17 protein-coding genes and 1 riboswitch are annotated in these 17048 nt (G+C 64.5%); of the genes, 9 read left to right on the forward strand and 8 right to left on the reverse strand.

What is annotated here, in order from left to right; translation table 11 throughout:
• Window positions 1–83 precede the first annotated feature (83 nt).
• Window positions 84–1409, forward strand: a complete 1326-nt coding sequence (locus NFJ07_RS04700; RefSeq protein ID WP_269992854.1) for a glutamyl-tRNA reductase — start codon at window positions 84–86, stop codon at window positions 1407–1409.
• Window positions 1410–1472: 63 nt separating this feature from the next.
• Here NFJ07_RS04700 and NFJ07_RS04705 read toward each other — a convergent pair whose 3' ends face one another.
• Window positions 1473–2465 (reverse strand): SDR family NAD(P)-dependent oxidoreductase, encoded by a 993-nt coding sequence (locus NFJ07_RS04705; protein WP_269992856.1) that lies wholly within the window; start codon window positions 2463–2465, stop codon window positions 1473–1475.
• Window positions 2466–2499: 34 nt separating this feature from the next.
• Entirely contained in the window at window positions 2500–3711 is a 1212-nt protein-coding gene (gene moeB / locus NFJ07_RS04710) for a molybdopterin-synthase adenylyltransferase MoeB (RefSeq protein WP_269992858.1), read from the reverse strand.
• Between the two features lie 86 nt (window positions 3712–3797).
• Between moeB and NFJ07_RS04715 the strand changes: the two genes are divergently transcribed.
• Genes NFJ07_RS04715 through NFJ07_RS04725 form a run of 3 tightly spaced genes read left to right on the forward strand, consistent with a single transcriptional unit; the run spans window position 3798 to window position 5069 of the window.
• Complete coding sequence (locus NFJ07_RS04715; RefSeq protein ID WP_442865286.1) at window positions 3798–4454, forward strand: TetR/AcrR family transcriptional regulator; 657 nt, start codon at window positions 3798–3800, stop codon at window positions 4452–4454.
• A 50-nt stretch (window positions 4455–4504) separates the two neighbouring features.
• Entirely contained in the window at window positions 4505–4729 is a 225-nt protein-coding gene (locus NFJ07_RS04720) for a DUF3107 domain-containing protein (RefSeq protein WP_268021085.1), read from the forward strand.
• A 37-nt stretch (window positions 4730–4766) separates the two neighbouring features.
• Window positions 4767–5069, forward strand: coding sequence for a hypothetical protein (locus NFJ07_RS04725; protein WP_269992859.1), 303 nt, complete (start codon window positions 4767–4769; stop codon window positions 5067–5069).
• Window positions 5070–5087: 18 nt separating this feature from the next.
• Here the strand turns inward: NFJ07_RS04725 and NFJ07_RS04730 are convergent, their stop codons facing one another.
• From NFJ07_RS04730 to thiO, 4 genes are all read right to left on the reverse strand, one after another.
• Window positions 5088–5753, reverse strand: a complete 666-nt coding sequence (locus tag NFJ07_RS04730) for a 4a-hydroxytetrahydrobiopterin dehydratase (RefSeq protein ID WP_269992860.1) — start codon at window positions 5751–5753, stop codon at window positions 5088–5090.
• 53 nt (window positions 5754–5806) lie between these two features.
• Window positions 5807–6613, reverse strand: coding sequence for a thiazole synthase (locus NFJ07_RS04735; protein WP_269992861.1), 807 nt, complete (start codon window positions 6611–6613; stop codon window positions 5807–5809).
• Between the two features lie 3 nt (window positions 6614–6616).
• Window positions 6617–6853, reverse strand: a complete 237-nt coding sequence (gene thiS, locus NFJ07_RS04740; RefSeq protein ID WP_269992862.1) for a sulfur carrier protein ThiS — start codon at window positions 6851–6853, stop codon at window positions 6617–6619.
• Window positions 6850–8169 carry a glycine oxidase ThiO gene (gene thiO / locus NFJ07_RS04745; RefSeq protein ID WP_269992863.1) on the reverse strand — a complete coding sequence of 440 codons (1320 nt, stop codon included), beginning with the start codon at window positions 8167–8169 and terminating at the stop codon, window positions 6850–6852. The genes thiS and thiO overlap by 4 nt, the downstream gene beginning before the upstream one ends.
• A riboswitch (TPP riboswitch) is annotated at window positions 8161–8280 on the reverse strand. (Overlaps the previous gene by 9 nt.)
• 26 nt (window positions 8281–8306) lie before the next feature.
• Between thiO and thiE the strand changes: the two genes are divergently transcribed.
• Entirely contained in the window at window positions 8307–8993 is a 687-nt protein-coding gene (gene thiE, locus NFJ07_RS04750; protein ID WP_269992864.1) for a thiamine phosphate synthase, read from the forward strand.
• A 104-nt stretch (window positions 8994–9097) separates the two neighbouring features.
• Here thiE and NFJ07_RS04755 read toward each other — a convergent pair whose 3' ends face one another.
• Entirely contained in the window at window positions 9098–9616 is a 519-nt protein-coding gene (locus NFJ07_RS04755; RefSeq protein WP_269992866.1) for a DUF805 domain-containing protein, read from the reverse strand.
• Window positions 9617–9830: 214 nt separating this feature from the next.
• Between NFJ07_RS04755 and NFJ07_RS04760 the strand changes: the two genes are divergently transcribed.
• The 3 genes from NFJ07_RS04760 to NFJ07_RS04770 all read left to right on the forward strand — a co-directional run bounded on the left by NFJ07_RS04760 (window position 9831) and on the right by NFJ07_RS04770 (window position 14204).
• Window positions 9831–11345, forward strand: coding sequence for an RNB domain-containing ribonuclease (locus tag NFJ07_RS04760; protein ID WP_269992867.1), 1515 nt, complete (start codon window positions 9831–9833; stop codon window positions 11343–11345).
• Between the two features lie 292 nt (window positions 11346–11637).
• Window positions 11638–13332 carry a DEAD/DEAH box helicase gene (locus NFJ07_RS04765; protein WP_269992869.1) on the forward strand — a complete coding sequence of 565 codons (1695 nt, stop codon included), beginning with the start codon at window positions 11638–11640 and terminating at the stop codon, window positions 13330–13332.
• Window positions 13333–13340: 8 nt separating this feature from the next.
• Window positions 13341–14204 (forward strand): DNA-methyltransferase, encoded by an 864-nt coding sequence (locus NFJ07_RS04770; protein ID WP_269992870.1) that lies wholly within the window; start codon window positions 13341–13343, stop codon window positions 14202–14204.
• 73 nt (window positions 14205–14277) lie between these two features.
• Here NFJ07_RS04770 and NFJ07_RS04775 read toward each other — a convergent pair whose 3' ends face one another.
• Window positions 14278–15123 carry a PHP domain-containing protein gene (locus tag NFJ07_RS04775; RefSeq protein ID WP_269992871.1) on the reverse strand — a complete coding sequence of 282 codons (846 nt, stop codon included), beginning with the start codon at window positions 15121–15123 and terminating at the stop codon, window positions 14278–14280.
• 80 nt (window positions 15124–15203) lie between these two features.
• Between NFJ07_RS04775 and NFJ07_RS04780 the strand changes: the two genes are divergently transcribed.
• On the forward strand, window positions 15204–16787 hold the full coding sequence (locus NFJ07_RS04780) for an aminopeptidase P family protein (RefSeq protein ID WP_269992873.1): 1584 nt from the start codon (window positions 15204–15206) through the stop codon (window positions 16785–16787).
• The last annotated feature ends 261 nt before the right edge of the window (window positions 16788–17048 follow it).

The raw sequence follows: 17048 nt of genomic DNA on the forward strand, positions 1-17048 counted from the left end.
GACGGGCGTCACTCCGGGCAGTGCGCAGAACCACTGGCCTGCGTTGTTCTACATCGCGCCGAAAAAGCTATGATTGCTTTGCTGTGGTTCTTTTCTCATTGGTGGCTACACACGCCGACATCGATCTTGAGACCGTCGCTCAGTTGAGCAACGGTTCATCCGAGGTTGCCTCGTCCGCCTTGGCCGATTCCCAACTTGTCTCCGGCGCCGTGGTCCTGGCCACCTGCAACCGCTACGAAATCTACGGCGAAACGCCGCATGTCGAGAACCTTGAAGCCGCCCGTTCAGCGCTCGTCACTCAGATCAGTGGCTTGAGCGGACTCAACGAGCAACTCGTCTCGCGCGCCTTCAGCACCCGCACCGGCCCTGAGGTCAGCAGGCACCTCTTCGCCGTCAGCGCCGGGCTGGACTCCGCCGTCGTCGGCGAACGCGAAATCGCCGGCCAAGTGCGCCGCGCCCTCATCACTGCACAGCACGAAGGAACCGCGAGTTCCGGTCTGGTCCGCTTGTTCCAGGCCGCCTCCAAGACGGCCAAGGACGTCGGGGCCCAGACAGCCCTCGGTTCCCGGGGCCTGTCCATCGTTTCAGTTGCCTTGGACCTCGCCACGGACCTCTCTGAGAACGCCGACTGGAGCACCAAGAAGGTAGTTGTCTTCGGGACCGGGGCCTACGCCGGAGCCACCATGTCGCTGCTTCGCGATCGCGGCTGCACCGACGTCTCGGTTTACTCGTCCTCCGGCCGGGCCGAGACTTTCGTGGCGACCCGCGGCGGAACCGCCCTCGACGCCGAGACCCTTCCTGCCGCCGTCGCTGCCGCCGATGTCATGATCGGTTGCAGCGGGTCGGACACCCGGGTGGAGGCCGCCGAGCTTGCCAAGGTCCGCGCCCTGTCCACCCAGACGCTCATCGCGATCGACCTCGCGCTCACCCACGACTTCGACCCCGCGGTGGGCGAGCTCGACGGCGTCGAGCTCCTGACGCTCGAATCCGTACGGCTCGCAGCGCCCCAGGAACAAGCAGAGTCGCTGGTGCAAGCGAGCACTATTGTTTCCGGTGCGGCAGAGGCCTTCGAGCAAGAGCGCGAAGCCCGGTCCGTCGATTCGGCCATTGTGGCGCTCCGCCGCCACACCATGAACGTGCTTGACGCCGAGATGGAGAAAGTCCGGGCCCGGCACGGCTGCACCGCGGCGGCCGAAGAGGTCGAGTTCGCCCTCCGCCGCATGGTCAAGCAATTGCTCCACATCCCCACGGTCCGCGCACGCGAACTTGCCGCCAACGGCCAGCAAGACGATTACGTGGCCGCCCTCGAGGCCTTGTACGGCATCCAGGTGGAGCAGCCGGCTGCGTCACCGGTAGCCGAGTGCCCTGTCGACCACCAACAGGCACCCCAGCAGGCTGAAAGCGCCTAGCCAGCGCGACCCCGCCCGCCCCTGGTGGCGGTTCGTGATTTCCGGGCCGCTACTCCAGGGGTCCTATGCGAAGGCGTTGACCCCTGTCATTTCCGCGGACACGGCCCACAGCCTTGCTGCGGCCTCCGGATCTACTGCGTGCGCATCCACTCCCTGGTACCGGGCGAGTGGCGAGGCCGGGTCCGTGGGCTTGGCGATGTCGCAGTCTTCGCAATACACCCCGCCCATGCCTGCCAAGGCCGGCGACGTCGCTGCCCACGTGGACGTGGCGGCTCCCTGCTCCGGAGTCTTGAAACCCTCCCTGACGTTGCCTGCGGCGTCCATCCAGCCCGCCGCGACCATCTCTTCGCGGGGCAGGTGGCGCTGGAGTTCGGTCATGATGCCGCCGGGGTGGACCGCAAAGGCCCGCACCCCGGAGGACCGGCCCAGGCGGTCCAGCTCCACGGCGAACAGCGCGTTGGCCGTCTTCGCCTGGCCGTAGGCCTTCCATTTGTCGTAGCCGTTCCCGAAATTGATGTCCTCGAAACGGATGGGCGAGAGTTTGTGCCCTGTGGAGGACAAAGACACGACGCGGGCCGAACCGGCAGCTGCCAGCGCGGGCCACAAAGAGTTGAGAAGCGTGAAGTGGCCCAGATGGTTGGTGGCGAATTGGGATTCCCAGCCCGGTCCCACGCGTTGTTCCGGGCTAGCCATGATGGCGGCGTTGTTGACCAGGATGTCCAGGGTAGGGTTCGACGCCAGGAAGCGTGCCGCGAAATCCTTCACTGCTTCCTGATCGGCCAGGTCCAAGGCTTCCACGGTCACTTGCTCCGGTGCCAGGCCGGCCGAGGCGAGGACTTCCTTGGCGTGCTCGGGACGCCGGGCGGGAACCGTGACCCGGGCTCCAGCGGAGGACAAGGCCCGCACCGTTTCCAGGCCGAGCCCGGAATAGCCACCCGTGACAATTGCTGTCTTGCCGCGGAGGTCCACTCCCGCCACAACGTCCGATGCAGTGGAGCCGTGGCCGAAACCCGATCCGATGGGGTGTTGCGGTGTGGTCATGGATTCCTCGCTCATATCAGGACCTTTCGTATTCACCAGCGTTATGGGTTCAGTAAACCGGTTTGCCCGGCTCGACGTCGCGCACCCACGCCAGGATCCCGCCGTCGAGGTGGCTGACGCGCGTGTAGCCGGCGCGCTGTGCCGCCGCGAGCACGGCAGCGGAACGGGTGCCGCCCTTGCAGTGGAACACAATCTCTTTGTCCTGCGGTAGCTCAGTCCAGGCCTCCCCCGCCAGGATGCGTCCCTGCGGGATGAGTACCGAACCGTCGATGCTCACAATCTCGTGTTCACCAATCTCGCGGACATCCACCAGTTCAAAGTCGCGTTCCCCTGCCGCGCGGGCTTCGAGCATCCCGGAAAGTTCTGTGGCCGTGACGATCCGGACCGAGTCCCCTGCGGGCGCCGGGGTGATGCCACAGAAAGCTTCGTAGTCGGTCAATTCGGTGATCGGTTCGGCCTCCGGGTCTTTCGAAACCTTTATTTCGCGCCAGCTGCCGCCGAGCGCGTCAAAGAGCGCCACGCGTCCCAGCATGGAGCGCCCGACGCCGGTGATCAGCTTCACTGCCTCCGTCACCATGAGCGAGCCGACAGCGGCGCACAGCATGCCGAATACGCCGCCTTCGCCGCAGGATGGGACCGAGCCCGCAGGAGGGGCTTCCGGATAGAGATCGCGGTAGCTGGGGCCGTGCTTCTCCCAGAACACGCTGACCTGGCCGTCGAAGCGGAAAATGGATCCCCAGACGTAGGGTTTGCCGAGAATCGCGGCAGCATCATTGACCAGGTATCGGGTGGCGAAATTGTCTGCGCCATCCAGGATGAGGTCGTAGCCGGAGAACATCTCCAAAGCGTTGGAGGAGTCCAGGCGCACGTTGTGCAGTTGCACGTTGACCAGCGGATTGAGTTCCTTGATGGCATCCCGTGCCGATTCGATCTTCGGCCGGCCCACGTCACCCACCCCGTGGATGATCTGGCGTTGCAGGTTGCTGAGGTCGACGTCGTCGTCGTCCACAATTCCGAGCGTCCCCACCCCGGCGGCGGCGAGGTAAAGCAACGCCGGGGAGCCTAGTCCGCCAGCGCCGATCACCAGGACTTTTGCATTCTTGAGGCGACGCTGACCGGCCGTTCCGATTTCGGGAATAATGAGGTGGCGCGAGTAGCGTTCCACCTCTTCGGTGGTCAGTTCCGCGGCCGGTTCCACGAGTGGCGGCAGTGTTGAAGAAGGAGAGGGCGGCAACGTTTGGGCAGCAAAAGTAGTGGCCATACTTCAAAGTATCCCCGCAGGTGCCGCCCGGTCATATTACTGCGCAGTATTGTGGTCATAACTGCAAGGGGAAAGGCGGCAGACAAGTGGCCGAGAGTGCACGTATCAAACAAGAGGCGCAGGTTAGGCAAGATCGGACCGGTTCGCCGCGTTCGGCGAGGCTGCCGCGCGATGAGCGCCGGGCACAGCTCCTGAACGCCGCCTTGGAAGTGTTCGTTGCCAACGGCTTCCACGGTGCTGCGATGGACGAAATCGCCGAGACCGCCCACGTCAGCAAGCCGGTGCTGTACCAACACTTCCCGTCCAAGCGGGAGCTCTACATGGCCCTCCTCGACAGCCACCTGGCGATGCTCACGGACCAGATGCTCACGGCACTGAATTCGACGTCGGACAACAAGGAACGCGTCCAGGCCGTCATGCGCGCCTACTACCGTTTCATCGCGAGCGACGACCAAGCGCACCGGCTCGTTTTCGAATCCGACCTCATCAATGACCCGGACGTCAGCTCCCGGCTGGAGACTTTCAACCGCACCTTCGCCGACGCCGTCGCCAAGGTCATCGCCGAAGACACCAAGTTGCCCCCGTTGGAGGCCCAGCTGCTGGGCCGGGGCCTGGCCGGAATGGCGCAGGTCAGCGCCCGGTATTGGCTCGAAACCGACGGCGATTTGGACCTCGATGTTGCCAGCGATCTGATCTACCGTTTAGCTTGGCGCGGAATCAGTCGCTTCCCGAAAGAGTCCTAGGCTACAAATAGAGGACTGAGTAAATTCTTGATTGGCTGGGAGGCCCTGCTGTGGAAGTAAAGATCGGCATTCAGAACGTTGGCCGTGAGATCGTGCTGGAGTCCGCTCTGGATGCCGAGGCTGTTGCCAAGATCGTGGGCGACGCCATTGCCAATGGCACGGACCTGCGCCTGACCGACGAAAAGGGCCGCCAGGTCATCGTTCCCGGCAACGTCCTCGGATACGTGGAGATCGGAGCCGAGGAAGTACGCCGGGTCGGCTTCGGCGCGCTCTAAGCTTTTACGTCAGAACACCAGCGAGCCAGGAGTCCGCATGCTTTCACTTGTCATCGTGGCGCTAGCCACCATCGCTTCAGGCTTCATTGTCTGGGGAAATGACAAACACCGTGGCACGTACGGAATCACCCTCCCCGCCGGCGTTTCCGTGGCCGTCGCCATGCTGAGTTGGATGATCTTCATCCAACTTGGCTTTGGCTACCAACCTGGCGTGACGTGGATCCCGTGGGTCCTGCCCATCGTTCTGGGTACCTTGGCGGCCGCGGCGGTTTCGTACTTCCTGGGCCGCCATCGGACCCGGCACGACACCGCCCAGATGACCGCGGCGCTGAGGCTCTAGCTGCCGCTGCGTCTCTAGCTACAGATCCGGCTCGTGGCCTGCTTCGGTGCAGAGGCACAGTCTGTTTCCTTGCGAATCCGTGACCACCACCCATTTGGGTGCGTGGTCACGGTCCATTAACGCGCCGGTCGCCGCCGTTTTCTCCATGGCGGGTCCCGATTCAGCCTGGCTTCTGTGCACATCCAGGTGGATTCGGTTCGGGTTGGGTGTTTCCGTTGCTTGGAACCACACGTTGGGCCCGCGCCCGTACGGATCTTCGAGGTCTCCGAAGCGGCCTTTGCGGTAGCCAAGCGCCACCCTCCACACTTCCGAGATTTCCGCCGGATCCGGGGTGTCGATTCCGACTTCAACCGTCCGGTAGAGTCCGGGTTCGGCCACGGCCCCGGCTTCCGCGGCTGCCTGGCTGGCGTCAATTGCCGCACGAACGTCGCGCCGGGTCACCTCGCTCCCGGCGTCGTGGGAGGTGTAGCGGATGAACACCCGGTTGTACCGCCAGTCCAGGTCCGGGTGGTGGTTCTGCTGTTCGGCGATGCGCCCGACGGCGGCGACCAGCTCCAGTGCGGCAGCCGACGTCGGGCATTTGTAGACAGTGACGAGGCCGCCCAGGCGGTACCGCCAGTCCGGCAGCTCCGCCAAGGCGTCGTCGATCGCGGACCTGGTGAGAATGTCATCCTTGCCGGCCATGGGGGGCTCCTTCGCTGACGTGCAGGAATCCCCGCAGCGGCCAGCGGGAGCCGCTAGAGGAACTCGGCCCGGCCTTCCATGGCCGAGGAGGCGAGGGCGTGTTCCCGGCGCGGGATGCGGCCCGCCTGCTTCGCCAGCCTACCGGCGATGACAGCGTGTTTGAAGGCCTCGCCCATTTGCACCGGGTTCTGCGCACGGGTCACCGCGGTGGCCAGCAGCACAGCGTCGCAGCCGAGCTCCATGGCCAGTGCGGCGTCGGACGCGGTGCCGATGCCGGCGTCGAGCACTACCGGCACCGAAGCGCGGGACACAATCAGTTCGATGTTGTGGGGATTCAGGATGCCCAGACCGGTGCCGATGGGCGCGCCCAGGGGCATCACGGCAGTGGCTCCGAGGTTTTCCAGGCGAAGCGCCAGCACGGGGTCGTCGTTGGTATAGGCGAAGACCTTAAAGCCCCGGTCCACGAGTTTCTCCGTTGCATCGACCAACTCCACGGCGTCAGGCAGCAGCGTGTGTTCGTCGGCGATGACCTCGAGCTTTACCCAATCCGTTTCCAAGGCCTCCCGGGCAAGCTCGGCTGTCATGACAGCATCCTTGGAGGTGAAACAGCCGGCTGTGTTGGGCAAGACGCGGATGCCATGGTCCACGAGCAACTGGAACAGCGAACCTGTTTCCGTCGGTGAGTACCTCCGCATGGCAACGGTGGTGAGTTCGGTGCCGGAGGCCAGCAGGGCCGCCCCCAGGCCGTCCAGGCTCGGGGCTCCGCCGGTCCCCATGATGAGGCGCGAGCCGAACTCGACACCGTCGATCACCAGGGCGTCGGTTTGGGTGCTTGCTGTTTGAGTGCTTGCTGTGGTCATGGTTCAGCCTCCCTGTACTGCGGTAACGATTTCGAGTTCGTCGCCCTCTGCGAGCGCGGTGGCAGCCCACTGACTGCGCGGCACCACTTCGGAATTGCGTGCGACGGCGACGCCGATCTTGCGTCCATCGGCCGCCTGCCCGCTGGAGTCCACAACCCGTCCGGTGATGTGGCTGACAAGGGTGGTGACAGAGGCGTCGTCGCTCAGTGTGTGGTCTGCGCCGTTCAATTTGATGTTCATGCGTGGTCCTTCGGAAGGGGATTCGGGGTATCAGCCTGGGTGGCGACGGCAGATGCTGAAAGCGGGCGGGAGAAGCGGTCCGGGCGGAATTTGTTCCACCGTGGGTCGGCGGTGCCATCCATGAGTCCGACGCAGATTTTCGCCGCTGCCGGGGTGAGGAGCACGCCGTGGCGGAAGAAACCGCTGGCTACGATGAGGCCGGGCACCGTTCCTTCGCTTTCTTCCACACGGCCGAGCAGCGGTGCATTGTCCGGAGTGCCCGGACGTGCGCGGGCAGTTGCTTCCAGGAGTTCCAGTTCAGCCACGGCCGGGACCAGTACCTGGGCGTCGCGGAGCAACTGGTACACGCCGCCGGCTGACACCGGGTTGGCAGCTCCCCCGGACGCCGACAAACCGTCCTCACGTTGCGTTGCGCCGATCACCACGGTCCCGTCGTCGCGGGGGACGATGTACACGGGCACTCCTCGCACCATTCCCCGGACCGTGGCGGTGACCAGGGGTTGCAGGTGGTCCGGAACGCGCAGGCGCAGTATGTCGCCGTACACGGGACGCAATGGGAGCGACAATCCATCCGGCAGGCCGTTCAAGCGGGCGGCACCCAGTCCGTTGGCAACCACGGTTTCCGTGGCAAGCACTCTGATGCCTGAGCCGAGCACCGCCCCGACGACGCGCCCGTCCTCCCACAGGAGGCTCGCCGCACTGTCGCGGACCGCAAAACCGTCCTCGGCCCCCGCAATCCAGCTGGAATCGCCGGACCGGTGGTCCGCCAGCGCGCCTAGAACCGCGGCCGAAAGCCGGCGCGGATCCACTTGGTGGTCGCCCGGGATGTCGAAGGCACAGGAAATTTGCGGGCTCAACAGCGGCTCACGCTCCCGTGCCTCGCGCAACGGCACGGATTCCACCACCAGGCCATTGGCGAGCTGGACGTCCCGGAGGTCGGCGAGCGCCCTGCGGTCCGCAGCGTCCGCGCCGACGGCGAGGGTCGGCGTCGTGCGGTAACCCGTGCTGCGTCCGGTACTTGAGCCGGTCACATTGTGTTCGAAGTCCGGCCACAATGCCGACGATTCGAGCATGAGTTCCAGGAGGTCCTCTTCCTGGTAGTGCAGTTCGCTGACGGGCGCCAACATGCCCGCCGCTGCGAAGGTTGCGCCGCTGGCCGGTGCGGGATCGATCAGTGCAACCGAGCGGCCGGACCTGCGCGCTTCCCACGCGATGCCTAGGCCAATGACGCCGCCCCCGATCACCGCCACATCCGCGTGGAGAGACGCGAGCAGAGACGCCTGCAGGGGTTCGTGCTGGGTGTTTACTTCGTCCATGGAGTCCTTCCCTACGCCGGTACTAGCCGGATCAGGTCAAGCGGTCGGCGCTGAAGCCCTCTCAGCCGCACGGCGATTGTGACTGCCGCCGCGGCTCCCGCGGTACCAGCCCAGTTTAGAGGAACTACTCTGTTTCCATGACCCAGCACGCTGTCCACACCACCGCCCGCCTGTACCTCTGCACCGACGCCCGCAAGCAACAGGGTGACTTTGAGCAGTTTGTCGATGCCGCATTCGAGGGCGGCGTGGACATCATCCAGCTGCGTGACAAGACGATTGAAGCGGCCGAGGAACTGGAGCTCCTGGAGATCCTGCAATCCGTGGCGCACCGTCACGGCCGTCTCTGGGCAGTCAACGACCGCGCGGACGTAGCATCCCTCTCCGGCGCACCCGTGTTCCATATCGGCCAAAAGGACATTCCGCTGCGCTCGGCCCGGAAGCTGCTCCACGACCCCACCATCATCGGCCTCTCCACGCACACACCGGAACAGATTGACGCAGCCATCGCCGCTTCGCCTGGCCGCAGCGGCCTGGACTACTTCTGCGTCGGGCCGGTGTGGGCCACCCCCACCAAGCCGGGACGCTCCGCCGTCGGACTCGATCTGGTGAAGTACGCCGCCAACGCGGTGAAGCAAGCAGACGAAGAGACAGTTGGCGGCGTTGTACTCCCCTGGTTTGCGATCGGCGGCATCGACCTCAGCAACGTGGAAGAGGTAGTACGGGCGGGTGCCAGCCGCATCGTGGTGGTGCGGGCCATCACCGAGGCGGAGGATCCGACGGCGGCAGCCCAATCGCTCCTGGCTGCCCTCGACGCAGCGGCTTAGTAACACTTCCCGGGAGAACGACGACGGCGGCCTGTTGCCGGGGCGCTTGCGGCACCCAGGCAACGACCGCCGTCGTTGATTGTCAGCTTCTCAGCGCGCGGCGCCTAGGCGCCGTAACGCTCGCCATCCGGCTTTGACTCCATCACGTAGAGGAAAATCAGGATGATCCCACCCACCGCCGGAATAAGACCGAGCAGAATGAACCAGCCGCTGAACCCCCCGTCGTGCAGGCGTCGAACCGACACCGCCAAGCCGGGCACAATGTTGGCGAGTCCCCATACGAGCAACAAAATGCCGAAGAGACCAGCAGCGACCGGGTAGTTCGCAGCGGCAGCCTGCTGCGCTTCCAACGTGTCTGCCGCGCTAATCGAGGCGGCGTAACTACCAACGGCAATGGCGTACGGAATCACCAGAATGGCATTCACGATGGCGATGAACAGCACCACCCACCAATATTCGCTCCGGTTCGAGCGGCCGGTGAAAGTGGCGTAACGGCTGTAGAACTGCTTGATGGCATCAACGAAGCCGACTCGAGGCCGGGGACTGAATGCCTGCGGCGCGGCGTAATAGGACGGCGGAGTCGGGCCTGCGTAAGGCTGGCCCGCCTGGTTCTCGTAACTCATGGAGGAACTCCCTCTGATGTGGACGTGATGTTGGCGAGGGAGCGTACTTTTCCCCCATCGGCAACATTAGGCCCACCAGCAACAGAGGAGAATAGCCTTCACTCCCCATTAACGAAACACCTTGGGTTGGTTTCACGGCCTGCCCGCCGTAGCCAAAATCCAGCCGCCAATGCCTAGCGAGACGCCGGAAGATTTTGGAGTTACCCTGACTTTCGTGTCACATCAGCGGATAGCCCCGAATGTCAGTGAAACGTCGAACCAGCTCGCGGAAGCGCTGGCGGCGCTTCGGACTGAACTCGAGCTGCCCGCAGGCTATCCCGCTGAAGCGCTGCGCGACGCCGAAGCCGCGGTTTCCGGACACACCCTGCCAGCGCACGACTTCACGGACGTACCGTTCATCACGATCGACCCGGCCTCTTCCACGGATCTCGACCAGGCCCTCTTCATTGACCGCTCCGGCGATGGTTACAGGGTTCTCTACGCCATCTCCGATGTGCCCTCCTTTGTACCCCCGGGAGGAGCGCTCGACGCCGAGACCCGCCACCGCGGGCAAACGTACTATGCCCCGGACGGCCGCATTCCGCTGCACCCCGAGATCATCAGCGAGCAAGCCGGAAGCCTGCTGGCCGGCCAGACCTGCGGCGCGTTCGTGTGGGACTTCGAACTCGATGCCGAGGCGGAGTTCCGCACCGTCTCCGTGCGTCGGGCAAGCGTACGCAGCCGCGCCAAGCTCAACTACAAGGGCGTCCAGGCAGAGATCGATTCCGGGACGGCTGATCCCATCCTCAAGCTCCTCAAGGAAGTCGGGCTCAAACGGGTGGAACTCGAACGCCGCCGCGGCGGAGCAAGCCTGAACATGCCTGAGCAGGAAATCGTCCAACTGCCCGACGGTGAGGGGTACAGGATCGTCGCGGCTCCCTCACTGCCGGTGGAGGACTGGAACGCCCAGATTTCGCTCATGACCGGGATGGCCGCCGCCCAGCTGATGCTCGACGGCAAAGTGGGAATCCTGCGCACCATGCCCGCCCCCGACGAGCGCTCGCTGCTCCATTTCAAGAGGCAAACGGGGGCACTCGGCAAGCCCTGGACCGAGGGGACCAGCTATGGCGAGTACCTGCGGACCCTCGATGCCAAGGACCCCCGGCAACTGGCCATCCTCCATTCCGCGGGGCTGCTTTTCCGTGGTGCCGGCTACACGCCTTTCGACGGCGAGGTACCGGGCAGCGTGATGCAGTCCGCCATCGGCGCGCCGTATGCCCACGCCACCGCGCCATTGCGCCGGCTGGTCGATCGTTTTGTGCTGGTCATCTGCGAAGCACTGAGCAACGGAACAGAGATCCCAGCATGGGCCCGGGATGCTTTGCGGAGCCTGCCGGAGATCATGGCGTCGTCCGACCAGCTTGCCGCCAAAATGGAGCACCTGGCCTTGGACACCGTGGAGGCAGCGCTCCTGGTGAACCACATCGGACAGGAATTCGACGCCGTAGTGATTTCCGGATCGAAGCCTGCAAAGAACAACGGAAACGGCAACGGGAACAGCACCAACGGCAACAATGGCAATGGCAATGGGAACGGGGCCCCGCACGGTCCCTACGGCATGGTCCAGATCGCCGAGCCGGCCGTCACCGCTCGCTGCGACGGCGAAATGGAGTCCGGGACGAAGGTCCGGGTGAAGTTGCTCCACGCAGACATCGCTACGCGCGAAATCACCCTCGAACTGCTCCCGTAGCGCAGTCCGTTCGCGGTCCCGGGACCGCGATCCGGGGTTTGTTGCCCGCAGACGCTAGACTGTGTGAGTAGTAATGGATGCCCGGTCGTTGATTCAGTTAATTTTTTGACATCAACAAGCCCGCCCCTACGCGATCTTGAGATACACCAGCTGGTCCCCAGTGCCAGTATTTAGATAGCCCGCGATCGGCTTCCACTGGATTTGCTTGCGCGCCCATTCGTGCTCCGGAACGGCCCTGCCACAACCGTTGAGCACGCAGCGCAGAGCCCAAATGAATAAGGAAAACTCCACTGTGAGTGAATTGCACACCCATGAAGTTCTGACAGACGGAACCGAAACGATCGAACCCGAGGAAACCATTTCCTCGGATGAAACACCCCACGAGATCGCAGAAAAGTCCTTCGCCGACTACAACGTCCGCGCCGACATCGTTGAATCCCTCGCCGACGCCGGAATCACCCACCCCTTCCCCATCCAGGCCATGACCCTCCCGGTAGCCCTGGGCGGTCACGACATCATCGGCCAGGCCAAGACCGGTACCGGAAAGACCCTCGGCTTCGGCATTCCGGCGCTGCAGCGCGTCGTCGGACCGGGCGACGCCGGCCATGACAAGCTCGCTGTCCCGGGCGCACCGCAGGCCCTGGTGATCGTTCCTACCCGTGAACTCGCCGTTCAGGTGGCGAACGACCTCCAGACGGCGTCCCGGAAGCGCAACGCCCGCATCGCCACCATTTATGGCGGCCGCGCTTACGAGCCCCAGATCGAAGCCCTGCAGAAAGGCGTCGAGGTTGTTGTCGGCACGCCCGGCCGTTTGATCGACCTTTACAAGCAGAAGCACCTGAACCTCAAGAACGTCCGCATGGTGATTCTGGACGAAGCAGACGAGATGCTTGACCTCGGCTTCCTTCCGGACGTCGAGACCCTGATTGCCGGCACACCCGCCGTCCGCCAGACTCTTCTCTTCTCAGCCACCATGCCCGGCCCGGTCATTGCCATGGCCCGCCGCTACATGACGCAGCCCACGCACATCCGTGCCGCAGACCCGAACGACGAAGGCCTGACCAAGCGCGACATCCGCCAGCTGATCTACCGTGCCCACAGCATGGACAAGATCGAGGTCGTGGCACGCATTCTGCAGTCCCGCGGCCGCGGCCGGACCATCATCTTCACCAAGACCAAGCGCACCGCCGCCAAAGTTGCCGAGGAACTGGTGGATCGTGGCTTCGCTGCCGCGGCCATCCACGGCGACCTCGGCCAGGGTGCCCGCGAGCAGGCCCTGCGCGCCTTCCGCAACAACAAGGTTGATGTCCTGGTGGCCACGGACGTCGCCGCCCGCGGTATCGACGTCGACGACGTCACCCACGTCATCAACTACCAGTGTGTCGAAGACGAAAAGATCTACCTGCACCGCGTTGGCCGCACCGGCCGTGCCGGCAATAAAGGCACCGCGGTCACGTTCGTCGATTGGGACGACGTCCCCCGTTGGGCCCTCATCAACAAGGCCCTGGGCTTGAGCTCTCCGGAGCCCGTGGAGACGTACTCTTCTTCCCCGCACCTGTTCGCCGACCTGGATATTCCGGAAGGCACCAAGGGCCGCCTGCCCCGCAACCAGCGCACCCTTGCGGGCGTCGACGCCGAGGTCCTGGAAGACCTGGGCGAGACCGGCAAGAAGAACTCCCGTTCCGGCGGCGATTCCGGGCGTGGACGCTCCGGCCGCGACTCCGGCCGTGAAGGTGCACGCCGCGGTACCAAGTCCAGCGATGCTCCCTCGCGAGAAGGCGACGGTGAGGGCGGACGCAACCGCACCCGCCGCCGTCGTACTTCCGAAGGCGAAGCAGCCCCCGCCGAAGCCTCGGCCCAGTCTGCCGAGCCGCAGTCCGGAGAGGGCGCGGACAAGCCTGCCCGCGCACGCCGGTCCCGCACCCGCCGCCGCAACGGCGAAGTGGTGGCCGCTTCCGGTGCATCCGGCGAGAGCACCGAGGCTTAACGGCCTCAATGACTGACATTGTTTGGGCGCCGGACGGCAGCAATTTGGTGGTTCACGCGGACAACGCGGATTTCCTCCCGACGCTGCCGGACGGCGCCTTCACACTGATATACGTGGACCCGCCCTTCAATACGGGCCGCGTCCAGAGCCGCCAGGAAACGCGCATGGTCCGCAATGCCGACGGCGACGGCGACCGCGTCGGGTTCAAGGGCCGCTCCTATGACACCATCAAGGGCGCTCTGCACCGCTACGACGACGCTTTCAGCGACTACTGGTCCTTCCTGGAACCCCGGCTCGTGGAGGCCTGGCGCCTGCTCGCCGACGACGGCACGTTGTACCTGCATCTGGACTACCGCGAGGTCCATTACGCCAAGGTCATGCTGGACTCGATCTTCGGGCGGGAGTGTTTCCTGAACGAGATCATCTGGGCCTACGACTACGGCGCACGCGCCAAGAACCGCTGGCCTACCAAACACGACAACATCCTCGTGTACGTCAAGAACCCCGCCAAGTACCACTTCGACAACGCCGAGGTTGACCGTGAGCCTTACATGGCGCCGGGCCTCGTGACGCCAGCCAAACGCGAACTTGGGAAGCTTCCCACGGACGTTTGGTGGCACACCATCGTTTCCCCCACGGGCAAGGAAAAAACCGGCTACCCAACGCAAAAGCCGGAAGGCCTGGTCCGGCGGATCGTCACTGCATCGAGCCGGCCAGGAGATTGGTGCCTCGACTTCTTTGCCGGCTCAGGCACGCTCGGGTCTGTCGCGGCGAAACTGGAGCGCAAATTCGTGTGCGTGGACCAGAACGCCCCGGCTATCGAAGTGATGCGGAAGCGCTTGGACGGCAAGGCCACTTTCTACCCCACCTGACTCGCACTAGATGTCGTTTACACGCCTCTAAACGACAACAACTGCGAGCTAGTTGGGCTTCGCCGGACTTCCCTCAGCGGACCACGGAACTTCCCGTGCCCAGCTCCTCGATGCGGGCCAGGACATCGGGGGACGTCAGGTTCTCCCCAAGCAGATTGGGCTTGCCGGTTCCGTGGTAGTCGGACGAACCCGTCATGAACAACCCGTGTTCGGCAGCCAGGCGTCGCAGGAACACGCGGCCCTCCTCCGGATTGTCGCGATGCTCCACTTCCAGGCCGAGGAGGCCGGCGTCGATCATTTCCCGGTAAGTCCGTTCCCCAACCACGCGGCCGCGGGCCGAGGCCACCGGATGCGCGAAGACGGGGACACCGCCCGCCGCCCGGACGAGTTCGACGGCGAGCGCCGGGGCCGGTGCGTAGTGCTGCACGAAATAGCGCGAGTGCGAAGTCAAGATCGCGGTGAACGCCTCTGAGCGGCTCGCCACCGCACCGGCCGCCACGAGGGCGTCGGCGATGTGGGGCCGGCCCACAGTGGCACCCGGAGCCACATGATGGATGACATCGTCCCAGCTCAAGGGGTAATCCTCGGCCAAAAGCGTGACCATGCGTTTGGCGCGGGTGAGCCTCGCGTCTTTCGCTTTGGTGATTTCTTCGAGCAGGCCAGGGTGTTCGGGATCGTGGAGGTAGCTCAGCAGATGGACGCTGATCCCCTCCCGGGTGCGGCACGAGATCTCTATCCCCGGCACGAAAGCCACCCCGAATTCGAGGGCTGCGACAGAGGCCTGGTCCCATCCGAGAGTGGAGTCGTGGTCGGTCAGGGCCACCACATCCAGACCCGCAGCAGATGCGGAAGCGATCACTCCCGCGGGAGCCTCGGTCCCGTCGGAAACGTTGGAGTGCGCGTGCAGGTCGATCTTCACTTTCCAAGCGTATTTGATTAGAGGCGGCTTGGACCGTTGCGGCGTTGGCCTAGTGTCGGCCTTGATGGGACGATGGGACGGTGAACGATGCAGAAAACACCCAAAACGGTGAAACCACAGCCTCCCAGCCTCTGGAGGAGCGCGTCAACAACCGCTCCCAGCGGCCCACATCCGATGCCTTCAAGGCGTTCATGGCCAGCAATTGGGCGCCCGCGCCGCAGGTGACCCCTGCGCGTGACGCCGTCGCAGACCACGCCGCCACGCGTCGTCGGGCCATCTCCGACAAGTTCGCGGGCCTACGGCTCGTCGTACCGGCCGGCCCGCCCAAGGTCCGCTCGAACGATACCGACTACCGCTTCCGCCCGCACTCCGGCTTTGCCCACCTCACGGGCCTGGGCCTGGACCACGAGCCCGATGCCGTGCTGGTCCTGGAACCCGTAGAGGAAGGAACCGGCGACGACGGCGGCAACCACCTCGCGACTCTCTACTTCCGTCCGCTGGCCGGCCGGGACACGGAACAGTTCTACGCCGACTCGCGCTCCGGTGAATTCTGGATCGGCGCGCGTCCGACGCTCGCCGAATTCGAAGCGCGCCTCGGGCTCAGGACGGCGCATCTCGACGAACTCGAGATGGCCGTCACCAAGAACGTCGGTGCCCCGGAAATCGGTGGCATCTCCATCCGTCTGGTCCGCAAAGTCGACGAGAACATCGATGCCCTCGTTGACACCGCCCGCTACAACACAGCCAAGGATCCGGAGAACCTGGACCTCGGCGAACTCGACGCCTTGGACGAACTGCTCAGCGAGGCGCTCTCCGAGTTGCGCTTGCTCAAGGACGCCTGGGAAATCGAGCAGATGAAGATCGCCGTGGCCGCCACGGTGGAGGGTTTCGCGGACGTCGTCCGTGCCCTCCCCCGCGCCATGACCCACCACCGCGGCGAACGCGTCATCGAAGGCGCCTTCTTCGCACGTGCCCGCGAGGAAGGGAACGAGCTCGGCTACGACACCATCGCCGCCGCCGGAAACAACGCCACGGTGCTGCACTGGGTCCGGAACACGGGCAAGGTCAATGCCGGGGAACTCCTGTTGCTGGACGCCGGTGTAGAGGCAGATTCGCTCTACACGGCAGACGTCACGCGTACCATTCCGGCCAACGGAAAATTCTCGGACGTCCAGCGCAAGGTCTATGAAGCCGTCCTCGACGCCGCCGACGCCGGATTCGCCGCAGCCCAGCCGGGCGTGAAGTTCCGCGACATCCACACCGCCGCCACCACGATCCTCGCCGAGCGCCTTGCCGAGTGGGGCCTGCTGCCGGTCTCCGTGGAGGAAGCCATCAGTGCCGAAGGCCAGCAGCACCGCCGCTGGATGCCGCACGGTACCAGCCACCACCTTGGCCTGGACGTCCACGACTGTGCCCAGGCCAAGCGTGATCTCTATCTGGACGGCGTACTCACCGAGGGCATGGTGTTCACCATCGAACCCGGGCTCTACTTCAAGAACGAGGACCTCGCCATTCCGGAGGAATACCGTGGAATCGGCGTCCGGATCGAGGATGACATCCTGATGACCGCAGACGGTCCCGTCAACCTCAGCGCCGCTCTCCCGCGCAAGGCCGACGACGTCGAGTCTTGGATGGCGGGGATCTACCAGGACGTCGAAGCGTAACCACTGAGGCAAAACGCATGAGGAGGGCTGCCGGACGTTGATCCGGTAGCCCTCCTCTTTTGCTTAGCGCTGTCCTAGTAGCGGTGGCGGGCCGCGATGAGCAGGTGCTCCCGTGCCAGCTCCTACTGGAGGTCAAACACGTAGACGCCGGCTACCGTCCACTTAATTTCGGGTTTTTTACACTGAGATTTGCCGATTTGACCACTGAGATTGACGAAATCCACACGGAGACGCCCCTCGGCACTTGTACCCTCCTCCTAG

This window comes from Arthrobacter sp. B2a2-09 (assembly GCF_027587375.1).
GTDB lineage: Bacteria > Actinomycetota > Actinomycetes > Actinomycetales > Micrococcaceae > Arthrobacter.